The following is a 17,921-nucleotide window of genomic DNA, read 5'->3' as shown; positions in this document are numbered from 1 at the left end:
TATAGTTTGGCCGTAACAGATCCGCACCCCGAGGTTGCCGCCGTGAACGACATGCAATGGGCCCCCATCGGCTCCGAACCCGTCCCGCCGCCGCTGCCACCCACGCGGGTCGATTTCACCGGCAACCGCTCCGAGTTCCGCAAATTGGTCACCAAGGGGGCCATGCTCGAACTCGTCACCTTCGGCTTCTACCGGTTCTGGCTCGTCACCGACATTCGCCGTCATCTGTGGACGAACACCGCGGTGGACGGTGATGCCGCCGAATACACCGGACGAGCTAAGGAGCTCTTGGTCGGCTTCCTGTTCGCGCTTGCGATCTTGATGCCGATCTATCTCGCGTATTTTCTTGTTGGCATCGAATTCGAGCGCTGGCAGGGTTTTGCCTCGACGCCACTCTTCATCGCCTTCTACGCCTTCGGCCAATTCGCGATTTTTCGCGCGCGGCGCTATCGCCTGACGCGTACGGTCTGGCGCGGCGTGCGGTTCTGGATGGATGGCTCGGGCTGGGCCTATTCGCTCCGCGCCATGCTGTGGGGTGTGCTGGTGTTCCTGACGCTCGGCCTGGCGCTGCCCTGGCGCGAGGCTGCACTCGAACGCTACAAGATGCAGCACACCCATTACGGCGATCTCACCGGCGATTTCGAAGGCGACGGCTGGACGTTCTTCAAGCGCGGCTGGTGGCTGTGGCTGCTCAGCCCTATCGCGCTGCTGATCTTCCCGCTCGCGCCGTTCTTCTACGCCGAGTTCAAGGCACGCGAATGGCGCTGGTGGCTCGACGGCATCCGTATCGGCGGCGTCAGCCTGTCCTCGCGCCTGCCTCATGACGCCTTCTACGGCCTGTACTGGAAGGTGATCGGCTGGTGGGTGCTGCTCACGACCGCCTTCGCGGCCTACATGGGCGGCGGCGCCTTTCTCGTCGTCACGCTGACCGGAGTTACGGCCGAGGAGGCGTTCGGGGCTGGCAATGCTGCCAAGAGCATCCCGATGGTTGTGATGATGGTGATCGGCTATTTCGCGCTCGCCCTTGCCGTCAACATCGTCATGCGGGTCTATCTTCAGCGCGATCTCTGGGCCAAGGTGCTGGAGACCGTCGAGGTGCACAACATCGCGGCCGCAGCGGATGTGCGCGGCAGCGGAAAGCTCGCCAGCGCGCTCGGCGAAGGCTTTGCCGATGGATTGGATGTTGCAGGATTTTGAGCTGTGAGTGAGTTGTCTGCCGAGGCCCCGAAGCAGTCCGTCAAGCCGACGATCTTCTTCGACGGCGTCTCGAGCCGCAGGCGTCAGGTGATGCTATCGCTCGGTGACGCGCTCGAGATCGCCGAGGACGGCGAAGCGCCGGTTCGCTGGGCCTATGCCGATATCCGTCGTGCCGACGGCCCGGACGGGGTTTTGCGCTTGGCATCGACGTCAGTGCCGCCGCTCGCGCGGCTCGAGATCCGTGATGCCGCGCTTGCAGCGGATCTCACCGCGCGATGCTTGTGGCTCGACGAGCACCAGACCTCGCGCCGCGGCGTCGCAAAGATCGTGGGCTGGTCGGTGGCCGCCGCCGTCTCCATCGTCTGTGTCGTGTTGTTCGGTGTGCCGCTCGCCGCCGACCGGCTCGCGCCGCTGGTGCCGAAACCGATCGAGCGACGCATTGGCGATGCGTCTGAGGTTCAGGTCAAGACCATCTTCGGCCGCAGAGTGTGCGAGGACCCCGCGGGCAAGGCCGCATTCACAAAGCTCGTCAACCGCCTGCGCGATGCCGCCGGGCTCGACGACGATTCCACGATGGCAGGCGTGCTGCCGAGCCCGGTGCCGAACGCGTTCGCGCTGCCGGGCGGCAAGGTGTTCGTGCTGAAGGGCCTGCTCGACAAGGCCGAAAGCCCCGACGAACTCGCCGGCATCCTCGCGCACGAGCTCGGCCATCTCAAGCATCACGACAACATGCGCGGCCTGATCTACAACGGCGGCACCTCGTTCCTGATCGGCCTGCTGTTCGGCGACGTCACCGGCTCCTCGGCCGTGATCTTCGCCTCGCGCAGTGTGGTCGAAGCCTCCTATTCGCGCGAGGCCGAGACCGGCGCCGACACCTTCGCCATCGAGACCATGCATGCGCTCGGCCGCTCGCCAAAACCCGCGGCCGAGCTGATGTTCCGCATCACCGGCAAGGAAGGCGGCTCTGGTCTGACAAATATCCTCGCCAGCCACCCGCTCACCGAAGACCGCCTCGCGCGCATGACCAAGGAAGACCGCCCCGCCAGCGGCCCGCCGCTGCTGACGAACAAGGAGTGGCAGTCGCTGAAGGGCATTTGCGGCAGCGGGAAGATCTAGCTCCGCTTATCGCGTCCCGTAAGCGCGGTCGCCGGCGTCGCCGAGGCCCGGCAAGATAAAGCCGTTCTCGTCGAGCCCCTCATCCACTGCCGCCGTCCAGATCGGCACGTCCGGATGCAGACCTCGCAGCCGCTCAAGTCCTTCCGGCGCGGCGATCAGGCAGGCGAGGCGGATATCCTTGGCGCCGCGCTCCTTCAGCCGGTCGATGGCGGCCACGGCCGTGTTGGCGGTGGCGACCACCGACGTCACGACGATCGCCAGGCGCTCGCCGAGATCGGACGGCGATTTGAAGAAGTACTCGACCGCGGCAAAGCTGTGCGGCTCGCGGTAGAGTCCGATATGGGCGACGCGCGCGGTCGGCACCAGGTCCATCATGCCGTCGACGAAGGTGGTGCCGGCGCGTAGCATCGGCACGAACACCAGCTTCTTGCCGGCGATCTTGGCCGAGTGCATCCGCGCCAGCGGCGTGTCGACCACGACGTCGGTGAGCGGCAAATCGCGCGTCACCTCGTAGCAGAGCAGCATGCCGATCTCCTTGATCAGCTCGCGAAACGACTTGGTCGAAATGGACTTGTCCCGCACCAGTGTCAGCTTGTGCTGCACCAGCGGGTGATCAACGATCGTGACGCCTTGCATGATGGGATGCCTTTCTTCCTTCTCCCCTTGCGGGAGAAGGTGGCGCGAAGCGCCGGATGAGGGGTCGTCTCCGCGAACTTCACTGAGAGATGGGTTCGCGGAGAGAACCCCTCACCCGGCTTCGCTTTCGCGAAGCCACCCTCTCCCGCAAGGGGAGAGGGTTAAAAAACCGTGCCGTCGCTGATCACCTTGAGAGGCGGTGAACCATCGGGACGGCGTGCGAAGGCAATAGCGCGGCCCGCTGCCCAGGTGCCGCCTTCCAGAATGCTGGCGAGCGGCAGCGTGTCTGGCGTGCGGCCGAGCTTGGCGCGGATGCGCTCCGCGAGCCGATCGAGCAACGCCACGGTGAGCGCGCGCCATTCCACGACGAGCAGCGAATCCACCGCATGCGCGCGCGCAGCGTCCGCGGCATTGCGCAGGCGCAACACCTCGTGATCGACGAACAGGCCGCCATTGCGGTATTCGGCAAGCCCGGTCAGGCCGTCGATGTCTGTGATTTTGAGGCCGGCGCGCTGGAGCGGCTCGATCAGCGAGTAGCTCAGCCATTGCGACAGCTTGTGCAGGGGCACGAGGCCTTCTGTTGAGTCGTTCGCCTTGATCGCCGGATGATGCCAGCAATCGCCGAGCGGGACGCCCGCGAGTTCGAGCCGCGAGGGCCAGATCGGCCCAAGCTCGTTCAGCACGGCAGAGAGGATGGCGGATGCGTGAATAGTGCCACTTACGGCTCGAGCTGCAATGTAATCGAATAGCCCTCCCGGCCGCGGGGCTTCGCGCCGGGCAAAGATCTCAGGGTAGTTCGCAACGTGGTTGCCTAGGCGCCGCAGCAGATCGGCGCGCCCTTCGAGACCGAGCAGAGGGTTCGCCTCGTTGACCTGAAACGCAGAGGCAAGGGAAGCTAGGGGCAATTGCGCGAGCACATCCGCATCGGCCCTGAACGGCGCGCGCGCATCGCCGGAAAACAGTCCGCGCTTGAACATGTCGAGGCTCGCGATTGCGAGCCCCTCGGATCGGCCGACGTCTGCTCCCGTCACGTCATCACGATATCGCCACACCGCACCCGCACCGGCATCGAGCAGCACGCTGATGATAGCAAGGTCGAACTCCGCGCGCGCCCGCGCCGCGCGATCGGGCCAGGACGTCGCGTCCGCAAGCTCCGCCCAGCGATCGACGCCGCCAAGCACGAAATGCCGCCACCGTGCATGGAAGGGAATGTCCAGCGTCGGATAGGCCTTGCGTGTTACCGCCAGCACCGCCTCCGCAACGCCGTCCATGCGGTCGAGATCGATCGTGAAATGGCTCAGCCCGCCGGCCAGGCCGAGCTCGAGCATCTGCGCGGCGCGCGCGCGTACCGCTGCTGCGCTGAGCAGCGAGCGGGCCTCTCGTTCCAAAGAGTCCGACATCACGCGATCAGTATTTTTCCAGCGAGCGGCCGACCACGCCGTTCACGTCCTTCTCCGGCGCGATGTCGGTCGAGTAATAGCCCGCGGCCTTCTTCGCGGCGATCTCGACATAGGCGTCGGCCGGGATCAGCTCCGGCGGGATCGGCACGCGCTCGACGATGTCGATGCCTTGCGAGGTCAGCGCGTCGTATTTCATGTCGCTCATCGACAGGAAGCGGTCGATACGGGTCAAGCCGAGCCAATGGATGGTATCCGGCATCAATTGCTGGAAGCGCGCGTCCTGGACGCCGGCGACGCATTCGGTGCGTTCGAAATAGGCCGCGGCCGCGTCGCCGTCCTCCTGGCGCTTGCGCGCATTGTAGACCAGGAATTTCGTGACCTCGCCGAGCGCGCGGCCTTCCTTGCGGTTGTAGACCACGAGCCCGAGCCCGCCCTCCTGCGCGCCGCGCGCGGATTCCTCGATGCCGTGGATCAGATAGGGCCGGCAGGTGCAGATGTCGGAGCCGAACACGTCGGAGCCGTTGCACTCGTCATGGACGCGGCAGGTGATCTTGGTGCGATGGTCCGGCAGCTTGCTGACGTCGCCGAACATATAGACGGTGGTGCCGCCGATCGGCGGCAGGAACACCTTCATGTCCGGCCGCGTCACCAGCTCGGGGAACATGCCGGCGGTTTGCTCGAACAGCGTGCGGCGCAGCTCGGTCTCGCTGGTGCCGAAGCGCTGCGCAAGGCCGGGCAGGTGCCAGACCGGATCGATCGCGACCTTGACCACCGACACGCTGCCATTGGCGTGCACGACCTCGCCGTCGGCGCGCAGCCGCTTTGCGGCCAGCGCCTCGCGGATCTCCGGCAGGTCCAGCCGCGCTCGCGTCACCGCGATGCTTGGCCTGATGTCGGCGCCTTCGGCGATCTCCTGGCGGAAGTTTTCGGCGACGAGATGCCCCCAGGGATCGAGCGCGACGATTTTTGTGGGATCACTCCATTGCGGGAACGGACCGATGGTCGCGGCCGGAAACGTGTTGGTGAGGTCGGGACGCCTGATCGGATCGAGCGCGCCGGCGGACACCGCGAGCGCCCGGTACATCGCGTAGGATCCGCCATGGCTGCCGATCACGTTGCGATCCCCAGCGCGCGACACCGTGCCGATGATCGGCCCGCGGGCGCGCGCGTCGGCGGCGCCCCAATGGATCGGGAAGGCGGCCTTCCGGCCCGGCTCCGGATGGGAGGTCAGGCGGATGTGGTCGGTACGGTTCGCGCGGCTCATGTCCAGGCTCCCAAAAAGCCAACGGCCCGCCGTTCGGACGGGCCTGGCTCGGTCGCGTTGCCAGTCGAGGACACCGGCGACGCGAGCTCAATCCAACATATTGTAGCGGCCGGCGACGACAGACAAGTTAATCGTGCCGGGCGGGCAGGGCCCTTTGTTGCCAAATTCCCGTCGGTCACCGCGTTGGCCGGGCTCCCTTGACACCGCGCGCCGCGTTGGCCGACCTCGCCGCTCTGCCTGCGCGGCCAGTTTAAGAGATTGAAATATTTTCATTTTTCATGTTTTCAAGGGGGCTGCGTCGTTTCGTGCGACAGGCGTCAGGTTCTCGACAAAACCTGACATCAACCCGATCGTACGAATCGCCTTGCCCAGGAGACTGCCATGCCCGCCGCCAGCTACATCGACCCCCGCAACGGACAGCTTTACCCGTTGGACCAGCCGCGCTGGTGCTCGGACGAGCGCACGCCGCTGCTGGTGACGCCGGGCGCCGGTATCTCGCGCGAGGACATCGATGGCCGCACACGATCGCTCTGGCGCTACCGGGCGGCGCTGCCGGTCGAGATCGCAAAGCCGATCACGCTCGGCGAGGGCTGCACGCCATTGGTCCAGCAGGAGTGGGGCGAGCTGCGGCCGTTGTTCAAGCTGGAATGGTTCAATCCGACTGGCAGCTTCAAGGACCGGGGCTCTTCCGTGATGCTGTCCTTCCTGCGCCAGATCGGCGTCAATGCGGTGCTGGAGGACTCCTCCGGCAATGGTGGCTCGTCGATGGCGGGGCTCGGTGCCGCCGGCGGCATGCGGGTGAAGATCCTCGCGCCCGCCTCGACCTCGCCGGCCAAGATCGCGCAGGTCCGCGCCTATGGTGCCGCGGTGCAGCTCGTCGAGGGTCCGCGCGAGGAGTCGGAAGCCGAAGCCATCCGCCAGTCGCACCAGACTTTTTACGCCAGCCACAATTGGCAGCCGTTCTTCCTCGAAGGCACCAAGTCGCTCGCCTATGAGATCTGGGAAGACCTTGCCTTCCGCGCGCCTGACAACGTCATCGTTCCGGTCGGGGCCGGCAGCAGCCTGCTCGGTTGCGCCTTCGGCTTCCGCGAGTTGCTGAGGGCCGGTCAGATCGCAAAACTGCCGCGCCTGTTCGCGGCGCAGCCGCTGAACTGCTCGCCGATCGATGCAAGCTTCCAGGCCGGCGCGGATACGCCTGTCGCGCGCGAGGTGCACAAGACCATCGCCGAAGGCACCGCCATCAAGAATCCGCTGCGCCTGCGCGAGATCATCGGCGCCTTGCGCGAGAGCGGCGGCGGCACCGTCGCGCTCACCGAGGATGAGATCGTCGCTGCCCTGCGCCGTCTCGCGCGGCAAGGCCTGTTCGCCGAGCCGACCAGCGCCAGCGCAGCCGCCGCGCTGGACAAACTGTTCGCTGCCGGAGCCATCAAGGCGAACGAAACCACGGTGGCGGTTCTCACCGGCACGGGCCTGAAGGCTGCAACGACGGTAGCCGATCTGGTGCAGTAGGGCGGAGATCTTACCCTCCCCTGGAGGGGGAGGGTCGATCGCGCGCAGCGCGAGCGGGGTGGGGTGATCTCTCCACTCGGGCACTGCATCTGTGGAGAGACTGTCACCCCACCCCGTCTCAAATTTTCGCTGCGCTCAAATGTGAGCCGACCCTCCCCCTCCAGGGGAGGGTAAGATCATCTCACTCCTTCAGATCATTCACCCGCTTCACCCAGGCGCGCACATCTTTGAGCACGGCGGGCAGCACCGCCTTGACCTCCGCCACCGTCATGCCCGCCTTGATGCGGGGATCGTAGAGCAAATTGAGGATGTACTGGTCATAGACGTCGAAATAGCCCATCGAGACGTTGTCGTTGAACATGGTCCAGGGCACGCTGGTGGTGTCGTTGATGGGGCCGAGCGATTGCAGCAGCTCCTCATAGGCGCAGTCGAGGAAAACGAAATCGCCGTTGTCGACGGTGAGGATGACGTCGGAATGCTCGATCTCGAAATTATCGTTCTTGCGGAAGCCGGACAGGCATTGCGGATCGAGCGAGGTGCGGATCTCGCGCGCCTTCTCGGCGCCGTAGAAGCTGGTGAGGGTGCGGTAGAGATCGCGGTCACGCACGAGCTTGACCCGCACATTCGCCGCCTCGCTGATCGTGGTCATGGCGATGTCGAGATGCTGCACGCGCGTGGCGATGTCGTTCACGACCTTCGCAAGCTGCGTCTTGCGATCGGCGCGATCGCCCTCGGCGTAGACGCGCACCGGCCCGTCGAACTTGCGGATGCGGTCGACGCGGCCGGCGAGGTGGTACTCGGCGCCGAACGCCGTCTTGAGAAAACCCTCGACGATCTCGCCGTCGGTGAAGCTCTTCTTCTCGGAGCGCTGGCGCGAGACGATGGCGGGCAGTTCACCCGCTCGGGCCGTGGTAGCGGTGTCAGGCACCAATGTGAGCGCGGCGAGCGCCAAGAGGGCGATGCGGAAGGCGGGCGCGGTCAGGTTCAATGCGCTCATTGTCGTGCGACGCTGCCGCATTCGCGTCGCGCGCACAAGCCCGCAAATTCACGCGCCTCGCGGGTTCCCGCTGTAGCGGCCTAATTGTTCAGCACCACCACGGTGGTGCCGACCGCGACGCGGCTGTAGAGATCGGTGACGTCCTCATTGGTCATGCGGAAGCAGCCCGAGGACACTGCCTGGCCGATCGTCTCCGGCTCGTTGGAGCCGTGGATGCGATAGAGGGTCGAGCCCAGATACATCGCGCGGGCGCCGAGCGGATTGTCGAGGCCGCCCTTCATGTGGCGCGGCAGGTCGGGCCGGCGGGCCAGCATCTGCGACGGCGGCGTCCAGGCCGGCCATTCCTTCTTGGCGGTGATCTTGTGCACCCCGCCCCAGCGGAAGCCGTCGCGGCCGACGCCGATTCCGTAGCGCAGCGCCTGGCCGTTCTGGAGCACCAGGTACAGCCGCCGCTCGCCGGTGTTCACCACGATCGTGCCGGGGGCGTAACTGCCGTTATAGATGACGGTGGTGCGGGGGACGGGATTTGCGCCGGAACGGAAGAAGTTCGGGCCGCCACCCATGATGTCGCGCGTGTCGAACTCTTCGGCGAGCACGCCGCCCGCCATGGCCGACAGCAGTGCGATGGCGGCGATCGGCGCGGCAAAAAACCGGATCATTGTCTCCCCCAGCAAAAAATCGATTCAATGGAAGCCACAGGCCATATTTGCGGGCATTCCGCAAGCCACGGCCCCGTGAGGAACACCATGCTTAACGATTGGCGTTACCAAATCGGCAACCACGCCAATTTGCCGAAAAGAATTAGCCAAGCCGGCGCATCGTCACGCGGGGCAGGGCAGCGATGGCGGCTATTGCTTTGACGGCACGCGCGAACAATGATTGATCGAACCGATATCTGGATAATGCCGGTCGTGGGAGCCTTGGAATGAACGGTGCGGAAAGCCTGGTGCGGACAATGGTCAAGGGCGGGGTGGACGTCTGCTTCACCAACCCCGGCACCTCCGAGATGCATTTTGTCGCAGCGCTCGACCGCGTACCGGGCATGCGCTGCGTGCTCGGGCTGTTCGAAGGCGTGGTGACGGGCGCCGCCGACGGCTATTTCCGCATGAAGGGCACGCCGGCCTCGACGCTGCTGCATCTCGGCCCCGGTCTCGCCAACGGCCTTGCCAATCTGCACAACGCCAAGAAGGCCAATTCCGGCATCGTCAACATCGTCGGCCAGCACGCGGTCTACCACATCGGCTACAACGCGCCGCTGACCTCCGACATCGAGGGCCTGGCCCGGCCGATGTCATCCTGGGTCCGCACCTCGCCGGATTCCAAATCGGTTGCTGCCGACGGCGCCGCTGCGATTGCCGCCGCCAAAAGCGCGCCGCCGCAGATCGCGACCCTGATCCTGCCTGCCGACACCGCCTGGAACGAAGCCGACGGCGTCGCCGATGTTCCGGCCGAGCAGCAGCGGGCGAGCTATTCGCCGCAGGCGGTCGAGCAGGCCGCAAAAATCCTGCATCGCGACGGCGAGGGCACGCTGCTGCTGATGACCGGCAGCGCGCTGAGCGAGCATGGCCTGGCGCTGGCCGAGCGCATCGCCGGCAAGACCGGCTGCACGGTGATGGGCCCGACCTTCCGTCCGAAGATGGCGCGCGGCCGCGGCCGTTTCTCGATCGACCGCATCCATTACGTCATCGAGAACGCGCTGCCGATGCTGGCAAAATTCCGTCACATCGTGCTGGTCGAGTCCGACGATCCCGTGGCGTTCTTCGCCTATCCGAACAAGCCGAGCATGCTCAAACCTCAGGGCTGCGAGGTCCATCGCATGACCTCCTGGGGCGAGAACTCGGTCGCGGCGCTGGAAGCGCTTGCCGGCGCTGTGAAGGCCAGCGCTAGGGACGTCAAGCCGCAGGCGTTGCAGGAACTGGTCAAGCCGACCGGGGCGCTTACTTTCGCCTCGATCGCGCAGGCGATCGCCTGTGCGATTCCCGAGAACGCGATCATGGTCGACGAATCCCTCACCACCGGCCGCGGCTTCTTCCCGCCGACGGCGGCAGCCGCCCCGCACGACTGGCTCCAGAACATGGGCGGCTCGATCGGCTTCTCGACACCGCTGTCGATCGGCGCGGCGATCGCCTGTCCGGACCGCAAGGTGATCACCATGGTCGGCGACGGCAGCGCGATGTACACGATCCAGTCGCTGTGGACGCAAGCGCGCGAGAACCTCAACATCGTCACCATCGTGTTCGCCAACCGCATCTACCAGATCCTGCGCGGCGAGTTCGACAATGTCGGCGCCGGCGAGCCCGGCCAGCGCGCCAACGACATGCTGCGGCTCGATCGCCCGACGCTGGATTTCGTCGCGCTGGCGAAGGGCATGGGCGTGCCCGGCCGCGCCGTCACCAATGCCGACGAGCTCAACAAGGCGCTGACTGAGGCCGTCGCCGAGCCCGGCCCGCGGCTGATCGAAGTTCAGATGTAGGGCGTCAACAGACGGAGCGCCGTGGGCCCGGAGGCACGATGCAGACCGAGCTGAACAAGGTGATCGCGGCGCTCCGGGACTTCTACGCGCAGGAAGCATTCCTGTTCGAGAAGGACGTCGGCGAGCGCGCGATCACGCACCGCTTCGCCGTGCACCTGGAGAAGCAGTTCTCCGGCTGGTCAGTCGACTGCAATTACGACCGGCTCGGCGAGCGCACGCTGCATTTGCCGCACGGCAGCATCATCTCGACCGACGACCATCTCGGCAAATCGATCTATCCTGATGTCGCCGTGCACCAGCGCGAGATCCCGAACAATCTGCTCACTGTCGAGATCCGCAAGGCGAGCAATCACACCCCGCTCGAGCACGATCAGCACAAGCTGAGGGCGCTGACCGACGTGCATGTCTGGTTTCCCTATTGGATCGGCTTGCTGCTGGTGCTGGACGCGCACCACGTGACGATGTCGGAGGTTTACGTCAGCGGCCTCGTCGACGAGGCGCTGTCGCGCTGGTTCGCGACGCGTCTTCAGGAGACCGGTCTCGGAATTCGCGCATAGAGCAGCGCGGCGTGCGCGGTCACGCACGCCGCCAGCTCGTCAGGTCGTCAGTAATAGTACGGCTGCGAGTACGCGTAGCGCGGGTTGATGCCGCAATAGGCCGACGTGCCGGAGGCGGTGGCCGCACATTGCTGATAGCTCGCGAACTGGCAATTGCCGGGATAGCCCCACTGGCGGCCTTGCAGGCAGTATCTGTCGTTTGCGGCCTGGGCCGGCGCCGCCGACAATGACGCTGCGATCACGGTTGCGAACGATGCAAGCGTGAGGATGGTGCGACGCATTTCAAATCTCCTTCGAGCATGGTGGAACGGCCGTGCCTTGGCGTTCCCGTGGCCTGTCTGACGCATGGTCATGCTGTGTTGGTGTCCGCGACGCGGGATGCGTTCGACATAATGTACATCGTGACGCAGCCGGCGCCGGACAATGTGATCTCCACCACAGTTCGCGCACAGGTTCCGACCTATCTCAACGACCTTGCACGCCTCGATCCCGTGGGACTAGGCTTGCCTCATTCGGATCAGGCATTTTGGAGGTTCTGATGCAGAAATCATATTTGCTGGCTGCAACGGCAGCGCTGGTGCTCATGATGCAAACGCCGCTCGCGCTGGCGCAGAGCGCGCCGGCCGCCGGCGGAACCGCTGCACCTGCCGCGACAACCACTGCGCCGGCCGCGACGACGGCACCGGCTGCGACCACCGACATCTCCAGCCAGCCGACCGATTCCAAGAAGAGCGCATTGAAGAAGCCGGCGAAGAAGAAGATGACGCGGCAGCAGGAGATCGATCATTCGATCGACACCGGCACCGTTCCCGCGCGCTACCGCAGCTCGGTGCCCAAGCAGTACCAGCAATACATTCCGTTCGATAAGCGGTAGCGGATCGCATGGCGGCGCGACCGGATCAGAGGCTGCGTCGCCGTTGCCCATTGCAGGATGGCCTTGGCCATGGGATCCAACCACATACATTGTGGCGCGCGGTGCTAGATTAGGCTTAAGTCCGGGGGAAGGAATGAGTGACGACGGGAAGGATGCTGGCCTTGTGGCCATGATCACCAGCATCCTTGGAGGCAACAAGCGCGCGGACGTCGTGACGCCGCCGCCGCTCACCGAGGCTCCTCCGACAGCGCCGACGAACGGGTTCGAGGCGGTCGAGCCGTCCAGCACCGATGCGGAGCCGGCGGAGTCTGAGCCGGCCCCCGAAGCCGTACCAGCCGAGACCAAGCCGGTCGCGCCACCTCCGAAAATCGCCACCACACGAGACGGCAAGAAATTGCTGCCTGCGGAAGCAATTGCCGATCTCGTGCTTGGTGAATTGCGCAAGATCGAGAATTTTCCGGCGACCGGCGTCTCGGTCACGGTCTATGGCTACCGGCACTGGAACGCCATGATCACCTTCGCGCCGTTCTCGACCACGTTCCGGAACGCGACCCGGTTCCGCCAGGCCCTGCCGGACCTCGTCTTCAAGCTGCGCCGCTTCGTCGAACTTGAGATATAGTCAGGGCAATCGGCGGGCGGCGCGAGCGTCGCGCCATTAGCCAAAACAAGTTCGACAGGATTTTGAAATTGAGCGTCGCCTTTACCAAGGAAGAAAGCGCCGAAACCGCGTCCGAGACGCTGTTGCCGGATCGCCCGATCTCGCCGCATCCAAACCTCGTGACGGAAAAAGGCTTGCAGTTATTGCAGGCTCAGCTTGCCGAGGCGCGCGCGGCCTATGAAGCCGCGCAAGCCATCGAGGACGTCAACGAGAAGCGGCGGCAATCGGCCGTGCCCTTGCGCGATGCCCGCTATCTGACGGAAAGGCTGCGCACGGCGCAGGTCGTTCCCGATCCGACCTCGACCGATATCGTCGCCTTCGGCAGCACGGTGACCTTCAGCCGCGCCGATGGCCGCGTGCAAATCTATCGCATCGTCGGCGAGGACGAAGCCGATCCGAAGGCCGGTTCGATCTCCTTCGTCTCGCCGGTTGCGAGGTCGTTGATGGGGAAGGCGGTCGGCGACGTCGTTGGTTCGGGCAACCAGGAGATCGAGATTCTATCGATCGCGTAGCGAGCGCATCGTCTATCGGCCCCCGCCTAGACCTGCGGGAGCTCAACGCCCGTCAGCTTGCCCAGTTTTGCGATGAGATCCTCCTGAAATCCCGAGTCCGTCGCCTCATCGGCTGGCTCCTCCTGCCGCAGGTGATGCCAGTAGCGCCCGCTGACCAGGGCCGCGGAATCCTCGCTCACCGCCAGCCAGGTCTGAGTCCGTTGTCCGGTGTCGAGATCGACCGGGGCGCTCGCACCACCCATCTTCGTACGCACCCATCCGGGATCGACGGCGTTGCTGAGGACGTTGGGCCAGCGCCGCGCCAGCGCGAATGCCAGGGCGACCACGTGCAGCTTGCTCTCGGCGTAGGCCTTTGCAGAATCCCAAGCGCGTCTGTTCCAGTCGAGGTCATCCAGCGAGCCCTCTCCGCCGCGGTGCAGCCCGCTGCTGAGATAGATCAATCGGCTGGGCCGCTCGATCAGTGCCGTCAGCATGTACGGCGCAAGAGTGTTGATCGCCAGCGTGCTCGCATGGCCTTCCGGAGTCGAGCCGCGGCTCCGCTGGGTGTAGACGCCGGCGTTGTGGATGATCGCATCCATGCGGCCGATCGCATTGACCTGGTCCGCGATGCTCTTCGTCTCAGCCGCACTTCTGAGATCGCCGACCACCATTCCGGCGGCACGCGACCTGAGCACGCCAAGCGCCGCGGCGCGATCGACCGATCGTGCGTGCAGCACCACGCGGTGACCTTGATCGAGGAGTGATTGTGCCGCCGCTCGGCCGAGACCGTCCGTGCTGCCCGTGATGAATACGATCGCCATGCGCTGTTTCTCCGGATTTCTGGACGTACTCTACAGCGCCTGCGCATCACTTCCGATATTGCTCGTCGCTCACCTTCTCCAGCCAATCCACGTTCTTGCCGCCGGAGGACTCCTGGATTGCGATGTGGGTCATCGCCGTCGTGGGCGAAGCTCCATGCCAGTGCTTCAGTCCGGGCGGGAACCAAACGACGTCGCCGGGGCGGACTTCCTCGATCGGGCCGCCCTCGCGCTGAACCCAGCCGAGTCCGGCCGTGATGATCAGCGTCTGCCCGAGTGGATGCGTGTGCCAGGCAGTCCGGGCACCTGGCTCGAACGTGACTTGGCCGGCCCCAGTGCGAGCCGGATCCTGCGCCTGAAACAGCGGATCGATGCGGACGCTGCCGGTAAACCAGTCTTGGGAGCCCTTCTGCGAGGGCCGAGACCCGTTTCTCTTGATGTCGATTTCCATTTGAGCCTCCTTCTGTGCTTCGGACGCGCGCGCCTGCACCCTCTGAATTCCGAGAGTGGCGGCGGCGCTGCCGGCGATGAGTACGTCCCGTCGTGTGATCACGGTGTGTCTCCGCTCAGCGCGGACGCTTCTCGATGACGTCCTTGATCACTGGCGCTGCGGAGAATGCGTTGGGCCAGCCGGCGTAGAAGGCGAGATGGCCGAGCACTTCGCCGGTTTCCTCCCGCGTCAACCCATTGTTCATCGCGCGGTTCAGGTGATAGGTGATCTGCGCGCCTTGGCCGGTCGCGATGAGAGCGCTCACGGTGACCAGGCTGCGGTCGCGCGGCGCCAGCGCCGGCCTGAGCCAGAGATCCCGGAACAGCACGTCCGTCGTGTACTGGACCAGGCTTGGCGTGATTTGCCCGAACTGCTCTGTAACCCGCGTCGCCCGCTGCTTCTCCGCGGTCTCATCGAGCGGCAGCTGCGGCCCCGAGGCCGCCGGCAGCTGATCGGCTCCGATGTTGCGGCTTTGGAACACCTCCCTCGCAGCCGGGATCGCATCCATCGCGTTCGCCCAGCCGGTGTAGAAGGCCAGATGCGTGATGATCTCCGATATCTCCGACGGCTTCACGCCAGTGTCGAGCGCGAGTGCCAAATAGGAGGGCAGCTCGACGGTTTGATCGCGCGCGATCAGCGCGGCGACGGTGACGATGCTGCGATCCCGCCGCGACAGCCCCGGTCGTTTCCACAGATCGCCGAGAACGAATTTTTGCGCATAGCCTTCGAGGGCGGGAGCGACGGCGCGGACGTCTTCCGGCTTTGGCATTGGATTTACTCCTGCGATGGACGTCTGTCCGGCGGCAGCGCCGGCGAACAGACACAATGAAAGCAAGGTCGCGAGCATCCTCATGACGGGGTTCCTTCCAAGCTTGTCGGGTGCGCCATCAGCCACAGCGCCACCAGGGCGGCAGAGAGCACGGTCACGGCGCTGACGAGAAATACGACGTTCAGTCGCGCGCCGGTCGCGATCAATCCGAGTGCCGGACTCGCGAGCCCTTGCGCGAGATCCAGGAACGCCGTGTACGCGCCCATGGCGAGCCCGCGGCTCTGCATGGGAACGCTGCGCACGGCTTCGACGCCGAAGCCCGGATAGACCAGCGAGAAGCCGAAGCCGGTGAGCGCGGCGCCGGCGAGCGCCATCTCGGGCCGGACGGCAAGCCAGATCAGCGCCTGGCCCGCAGCTTCGATTCCCGCACAGACCAGCGCGACCTTTGCTCCGCCGAGCACATCGGCCACATGACTGAAGAACACCCGCGCCAGGATGAAGGCGATGGCGTAAGCGGAATAGGCCAGCCATCCGTTGGCCCATCCGCGGTTCGCGAACAACAACGCGGCGAATGTGGTGACCGCGCCGAAGCCGACGCTGCCGAGTGCCGAGCCCAAGCCCGGGAGCCAGACGGCACCGAACACCTCGGCGAAGGAGGTGTGGGCCTGGTGGTGGAGGGGAGGGACCGCGGGGAGCCGGACGACGAGCAGGAGCGTCAGTAACGGCGCAACCGCAGCGGCGGTCGCGATCGCCGCGAAGCCGTAGGCGGCGTAGAGCGCGGATCCCGCGGGCGCGCCGATCGCGAAGGCTGCAAACATCGCCGAGCCGACCCAGGCGATGACCTTGCCGGTGCTGCCGGAATCGGCGAGCGCCAGTCCCCAGCTCACCGCAGCGGTGATGATGAAACTCTCGGCCGCGCCAAGCAGGCCACGGCCGAGCAGCAGTATGGAGACTGACGCCAGCGGGGTGTTGGCGAAGCCGAGAGAAGCCAGATAAAGCAGTCCGGAGGCCGCGGCAGCGAGCAGGCCGACAATCACGCCGCGCTTCGCTCCGCTTCGATCCGAGAAGTGGCCAGCCCACGGCCGCGAGATCAGCGAAGCGGCGAACTGGCTGCCGGCGACGAGGCCGACCACGAAGGTACCCAGGCCCAATCCATCGTGGACATGAAGCGGAAGGACCGGCATCGCGACGCCGATGACCAGGAAGGCAACGAACACCACCGCCATGATCGGCATCAGGTTGGCGACGCCGCGCGGCGCAGCGGCCTCTCGAATGGCTGTTACCGACATGCGAGCTCAGAGCTCGTGCTGCATCGGCGCAGGCGATCGGCGTCTTGCGCATCGCTGACGACGTTCGGGAGCTCGATTGCTTCTGTCATGGATCCTCGCCTTCGTTCTGGAGCCGTCCTGCCGCTCGATGGCTGATCTGAACCTAAGACTTCCGCAGCTTACCGATTAGGTGATAGATTTCGAATGCGGTCATTAGCCGAGCTTATGAATGAATCGAGATGATGCCAGCGATCTCCTCGCCTTCCTCGCAGTGGCGAGGGAGCGCAGCTTCACGCGCGCTGCGGCAAAGCTCGGCATGACGCAATCCGCGCTCAGTCAGATCATCCGGAATCTGGAGGAGCGGCTCGGCGTGCGATTGTTGAACCGGACGACGCGGAGCGTCACGCCGACCCAGGCCGGAGAACGGCTGTTCCTCAGCGTCGGCCCGAAGTTCACCGAGATGGATGCCGATCTCGCTGCGCTCAGCGAATTGCGCGAAAAGCCTGCCGGAACCATCCGGCTGACGGCGACGGAGTTTGCCGCCGCCGAGATCCTGCTGCCGGCGCTCCGAAAGATCCTGCCCAAGTACCCGGATATCCATGTCGAGGTGATCATCGACTACGGGCTCACCAACATCGTGGCGCAGCAGGTTGATGCGGGCATCCGCCCCGGCGAGCTCGTCACCAAGGACATGATCGCCGTGCGCGTCAGCCCCGACCTCCGCATGGCGGTCGTCGGGTCACCCTCATACTTCGCCGAACGCAAGCGACCGAAGACACCGCAGGATCTGACTCACCACAATTGCCTCAACCTTCGCCTGCCGACGCACGGCGGCAGCCTCTACGCCTGGGAATTCGAAAAGAACGGGCGGGAGCTCAATGTGCGGGTGGAGGGCCAGCTCGTGTTCAACAGCGCGGGCCTTCTACTGGACGGAGCGTTGAAAGGTTTGGGCCTTGCCTACCTCACCGAGGGACATGTCCAGCCCTACCTGTCCCAGGGCCGCCTGGTCCGCGTGCTCTCGGATTGGTGCCCGCCGTTCTCGGGATACCATCTCTACTATCCCAGTCGGCGCCAGCCTTCACCGGCGTTCTCGCTGCTCGTGGAAGCGCTCCGATATCGCGGCAGGTAGAACGGCATGACCCGGGACTTCATGTCCGAAGGATGCCGCTTTGCGATGTCCGAAGGATACTGCTTTGCGCCAGAGCTTCCCTCCAGCTCGGTGGTTGCATCGGTGACGGTGCGGTCATGGTTGCACGCCGGTTGCCGGGATCTTGCGGGCGCCGCACTTAGCGCAGCACTTGGGTCCAGCGGCTCGTCAAGGCCTGCCACCATGCCGCACGAAGGAAGTCGACGGCAGAGGCAGTTGGTGGAACTCGCCGGTTCGGTCGATCGCGGAGGCGAATT

Annotated in this window: 19 protein-coding genes; 9 read left to right on the top strand and 10 right to left on the bottom strand. The window is 65.2% G+C overall.

Translation table 11 applies throughout. The annotated features are described in order from the left end of the window. The first annotated feature begins 51 nt into the window (after positions 1–51). Together AAE027_RS08260 and AAE027_RS08255 are read left to right on the top strand one after the other, a co-directional pair. Entirely contained in the window at positions 52–1,197 is a 1,146-nt protein-coding gene (locus AAE027_RS08260; protein WP_370986504.1) for a YjgN family protein, read from the top strand. 3 nt (positions 1,198–1,200) lie between these two features. After that, entirely contained in the window at positions 1,201–2,313 is a 1,113-nt protein-coding gene (locus AAE027_RS08255) for a M48 family metallopeptidase (RefSeq protein ID WP_370986170.1), read from the top strand. A 6-nt stretch (positions 2,314–2,319) separates the two neighbouring features. On the opposite strand, the gene upp is transcribed toward AAE027_RS08255, so the two are convergent. From upp to AAE027_RS08240, 3 genes are all read right to left on the bottom strand, one after another. Beyond that, on the bottom strand, positions 2,320–2,949 hold the full coding sequence (gene upp, locus AAE027_RS08250) for a uracil phosphoribosyltransferase (protein ID WP_091881044.1): 630 nt from the start codon (positions 2,947–2,949) through the stop codon (positions 2,320–2,322). 161 nt (positions 2,950–3,110) lie between these two features. Beyond that, entirely contained in the window at positions 3,111–4,349 is a 1,239-nt protein-coding gene (locus tag AAE027_RS08245) for a URC4/urg3 family protein (RefSeq protein WP_370986169.1), read from the bottom strand. A gap of 7 nt (positions 4,350–4,356) precedes the next feature. Next, on the bottom strand, positions 4,357–5,613 hold the full coding sequence (locus AAE027_RS08240; RefSeq protein WP_370986168.1) for a GTP cyclohydrolase II: 1,257 nt from the start codon (positions 5,611–5,613) through the stop codon (positions 4,357–4,359). A gap of 381 nt (positions 5,614–5,994) precedes the next feature. Here AAE027_RS08240 and AAE027_RS08235 point away from each other — a divergent pair, with 381 nt between their 5' ends. Next, positions 5,995–7,122, top strand: coding sequence for a threonine synthase (locus tag AAE027_RS08235; protein ID WP_370986167.1), 1,128 nt, complete (start codon positions 5,995–5,997; stop codon positions 7,120–7,122). A gap of 181 nt (positions 7,123–7,303) precedes the next feature. On the opposite strand, the gene AAE027_RS08230 is transcribed toward AAE027_RS08235, so the two are convergent. Further along, a complete protein-coding gene (locus tag AAE027_RS08230; RefSeq protein WP_370986166.1) occupies positions 7,304–8,119 on the bottom strand; it encodes a DUF2927 domain-containing protein in 816 nt (271 codons plus the stop codon). A gap of 80 nt (positions 8,120–8,199) precedes the next feature. Then, on the bottom strand, positions 8,200–8,778 hold the full coding sequence (locus tag AAE027_RS08225) for a L,D-transpeptidase (protein WP_370986165.1): 579 nt from the start codon (positions 8,776–8,778) through the stop codon (positions 8,200–8,202). 266 nt (positions 8,779–9,044) lie between these two features. Between AAE027_RS08225 and AAE027_RS08220 the strand changes: the two genes are divergently transcribed. Both AAE027_RS08220 and AAE027_RS08215 read left to right on the top strand, forming a co-directional pair. Continuing rightward, positions 9,045–10,592: an acetolactate synthase large subunit gene (locus AAE027_RS08220; RefSeq protein ID WP_370986164.1), complete on the top strand. Its 1,548-nt coding sequence runs from the start codon at positions 9,045–9,047 to the stop codon at positions 10,590–10,592. Positions 10,593–10,630: 38 nt separating this feature from the next. Continuing rightward, on the top strand, positions 10,631–11,149 hold the full coding sequence (locus AAE027_RS08215; protein WP_370986163.1) for a hypothetical protein: 519 nt from the start codon (positions 10,631–10,633) through the stop codon (positions 11,147–11,149). Between the two features lie 47 nt (positions 11,150–11,196). On the opposite strand, the gene AAE027_RS08210 is transcribed toward AAE027_RS08215, so the two are convergent. Next, positions 11,197–11,430, bottom strand: a complete 234-nt coding sequence (locus AAE027_RS08210; protein ID WP_370986162.1) for a DUF3551 domain-containing protein — start codon at positions 11,428–11,430, stop codon at positions 11,197–11,199. 257 nt (positions 11,431–11,687) lie between these two features. On the opposite strand from AAE027_RS08210, the gene AAE027_RS08205 reads away from it, so the two are divergent. From AAE027_RS08205 to greA, 3 genes are all read left to right on the top strand, one after another. Continuing rightward, entirely contained in the window at positions 11,688–12,023 is a 336-nt protein-coding gene (locus tag AAE027_RS08205) for a hypothetical protein (protein ID WP_370986161.1), read from the top strand. A gap of 133 nt (positions 12,024–12,156) precedes the next feature. After that, entirely contained in the window at positions 12,157–12,642 is a 486-nt protein-coding gene (locus tag AAE027_RS08200; RefSeq protein WP_370986160.1) for a hypothetical protein, read from the top strand. 68 nt (positions 12,643–12,710) lie between these two features. Further along, positions 12,711–13,193 (top strand): transcription elongation factor GreA, encoded by a 483-nt coding sequence (gene greA, locus AAE027_RS08195; protein ID WP_370986159.1) that lies wholly within the window; start codon positions 12,711–12,713, stop codon positions 13,191–13,193. Positions 13,194–13,219: 26 nt separating this feature from the next. Here greA and AAE027_RS08190 read toward each other — a convergent pair whose 3' ends face one another. The 4 genes from AAE027_RS08190 to AAE027_RS08175 form a co-directional block, all read right to left on the bottom strand. Continuing rightward, complete coding sequence (locus AAE027_RS08190) at positions 13,220–13,993, bottom strand: SDR family NAD(P)-dependent oxidoreductase (RefSeq protein ID WP_370986158.1); 774 nt, start codon at positions 13,991–13,993, stop codon at positions 13,220–13,222. Positions 13,994–14,039: 46 nt separating this feature from the next. Beyond that, positions 14,040–14,435: a (R)-mandelonitrile lyase gene (locus AAE027_RS08185; RefSeq protein WP_370986503.1), complete on the bottom strand. Its 396-nt coding sequence runs from the start codon at positions 14,433–14,435 to the stop codon at positions 14,040–14,042. A 121-nt stretch (positions 14,436–14,556) separates the two neighbouring features. After that, positions 14,557–15,333 carry a carboxymuconolactone decarboxylase family protein gene (locus AAE027_RS08180; RefSeq protein WP_370986157.1) on the bottom strand — a complete coding sequence of 259 codons (777 nt, stop codon included), beginning with the start codon at positions 15,331–15,333 and terminating at the stop codon, positions 14,557–14,559. Continuing rightward, the gene (locus tag AAE027_RS08175; protein ID WP_370986156.1) at positions 15,330–16,538 is read right to left on the bottom strand and encodes an arabinose transporter; all 1,209 of its coding nucleotides are present in this window, start codon (positions 16,536–16,538) and stop codon (positions 15,330–15,332) included. Before AAE027_RS08175 ends, AAE027_RS08180 begins: the two co-directional genes overlap by 4 nt. Before the next feature lie 208 nt (positions 16,539–16,746). On the opposite strand from AAE027_RS08175, the gene AAE027_RS08170 reads away from it, so the two are divergent. Then, positions 16,747–17,646, top strand: coding sequence for a LysR family transcriptional regulator (locus AAE027_RS08170; RefSeq protein ID WP_370986155.1), 900 nt, complete (start codon positions 16,747–16,749; stop codon positions 17,644–17,646). Positions 17,647–17,921: the final 275 nt, after the last annotated feature.

The organism is Bradyrhizobium sp. DN3 (genome assembly GCF_041357655.1).
In the GTDB taxonomy this organism is placed as follows: domain Bacteria; phylum Pseudomonadota; class Alphaproteobacteria; order Rhizobiales; family Xanthobacteraceae; genus Bradyrhizobium.
This window is presented reverse-complemented; position numbering and strand designations above follow the sequence as displayed.

Bases quoted from the DNA above. Each gene is read 5' to 3' on its own strand.
- AAE027_RS08200 (WP_370986160.1), top strand. From the start codon at position 12,157: ATGAGTGACGACGGGAAGGATGCTGGCCTTGTGGCCATGATCACCAGC.
- upp (WP_091881044.1), bottom strand. From the start codon at position 2,949: ATGCAAGGCGTCACGATCGTTGATCACCCGCTGGTGCAGCACAAGCTG.
- AAE027_RS08235 (WP_370986167.1), top strand. From the start codon at position 5,995: ATGCCCGCCGCCAGCTACATCGACCCCCGCAACGGACAGCTTTACCCG.
- AAE027_RS08180 (WP_370986157.1), bottom strand. From the start codon at position 15,333: ATGAGGATGCTCGCGACCTTGCTTTCATTGTGTCTGTTCGCCGGCGCT.
- AAE027_RS08215 (WP_370986163.1), top strand. From the start codon at position 10,631: ATGCAGACCGAGCTGAACAAGGTGATCGCGGCGCTCCGGGACTTCTAC.
- AAE027_RS08210 (WP_370986162.1), bottom strand. From the start codon at position 11,430: ATGCGTCGCACCATCCTCACGCTTGCATCGTTCGCAACCGTGATCGCA.
- AAE027_RS08230 (WP_370986166.1), bottom strand. From the start codon at position 8,119: ATGAGCGCATTGAACCTGACCGCGCCCGCCTTCCGCATCGCCCTCTTG.
- AAE027_RS08205 (WP_370986161.1), top strand. From the start codon at position 11,688: ATGCAGAAATCATATTTGCTGGCTGCAACGGCAGCGCTGGTGCTCATG.
- AAE027_RS08170 (WP_370986155.1), top strand. From the start codon at position 16,747: ATGAATCGAGATGATGCCAGCGATCTCCTCGCCTTCCTCGCAGTGGCG.
- AAE027_RS08245 (WP_370986169.1), bottom strand. From the start codon at position 4,349: ATGTCGGACTCTTTGGAACGAGAGGCCCGCTCGCTGCTCAGCGCAGCA.
- AAE027_RS08190 (WP_370986158.1), bottom strand. From the start codon at position 13,993: ATGGCGATCGTATTCATCACGGGCAGCACGGACGGTCTCGGCCGAGCG.
- AAE027_RS08175 (WP_370986156.1), bottom strand. From the start codon at position 16,538: ATGTCGGTAACAGCCATTCGAGAGGCCGCTGCGCCGCGCGGCGTCGCC.
- AAE027_RS08220 (WP_370986164.1), top strand. From the start codon at position 9,045: ATGAACGGTGCGGAAAGCCTGGTGCGGACAATGGTCAAGGGCGGGGTG.
- AAE027_RS08260 (WP_370986504.1), top strand. From the start codon at position 52: ATGCAATGGGCCCCCATCGGCTCCGAACCCGTCCCGCCGCCGCTGCCA.
- AAE027_RS08225 (WP_370986165.1), bottom strand. From the start codon at position 8,778: ATGATCCGGTTTTTTGCCGCGCCGATCGCCGCCATCGCACTGCTGTCG.
- AAE027_RS08240 (WP_370986168.1), bottom strand. From the start codon at position 5,613: ATGAGCCGCGCGAACCGTACCGACCACATCCGCCTGACCTCCCATCCG.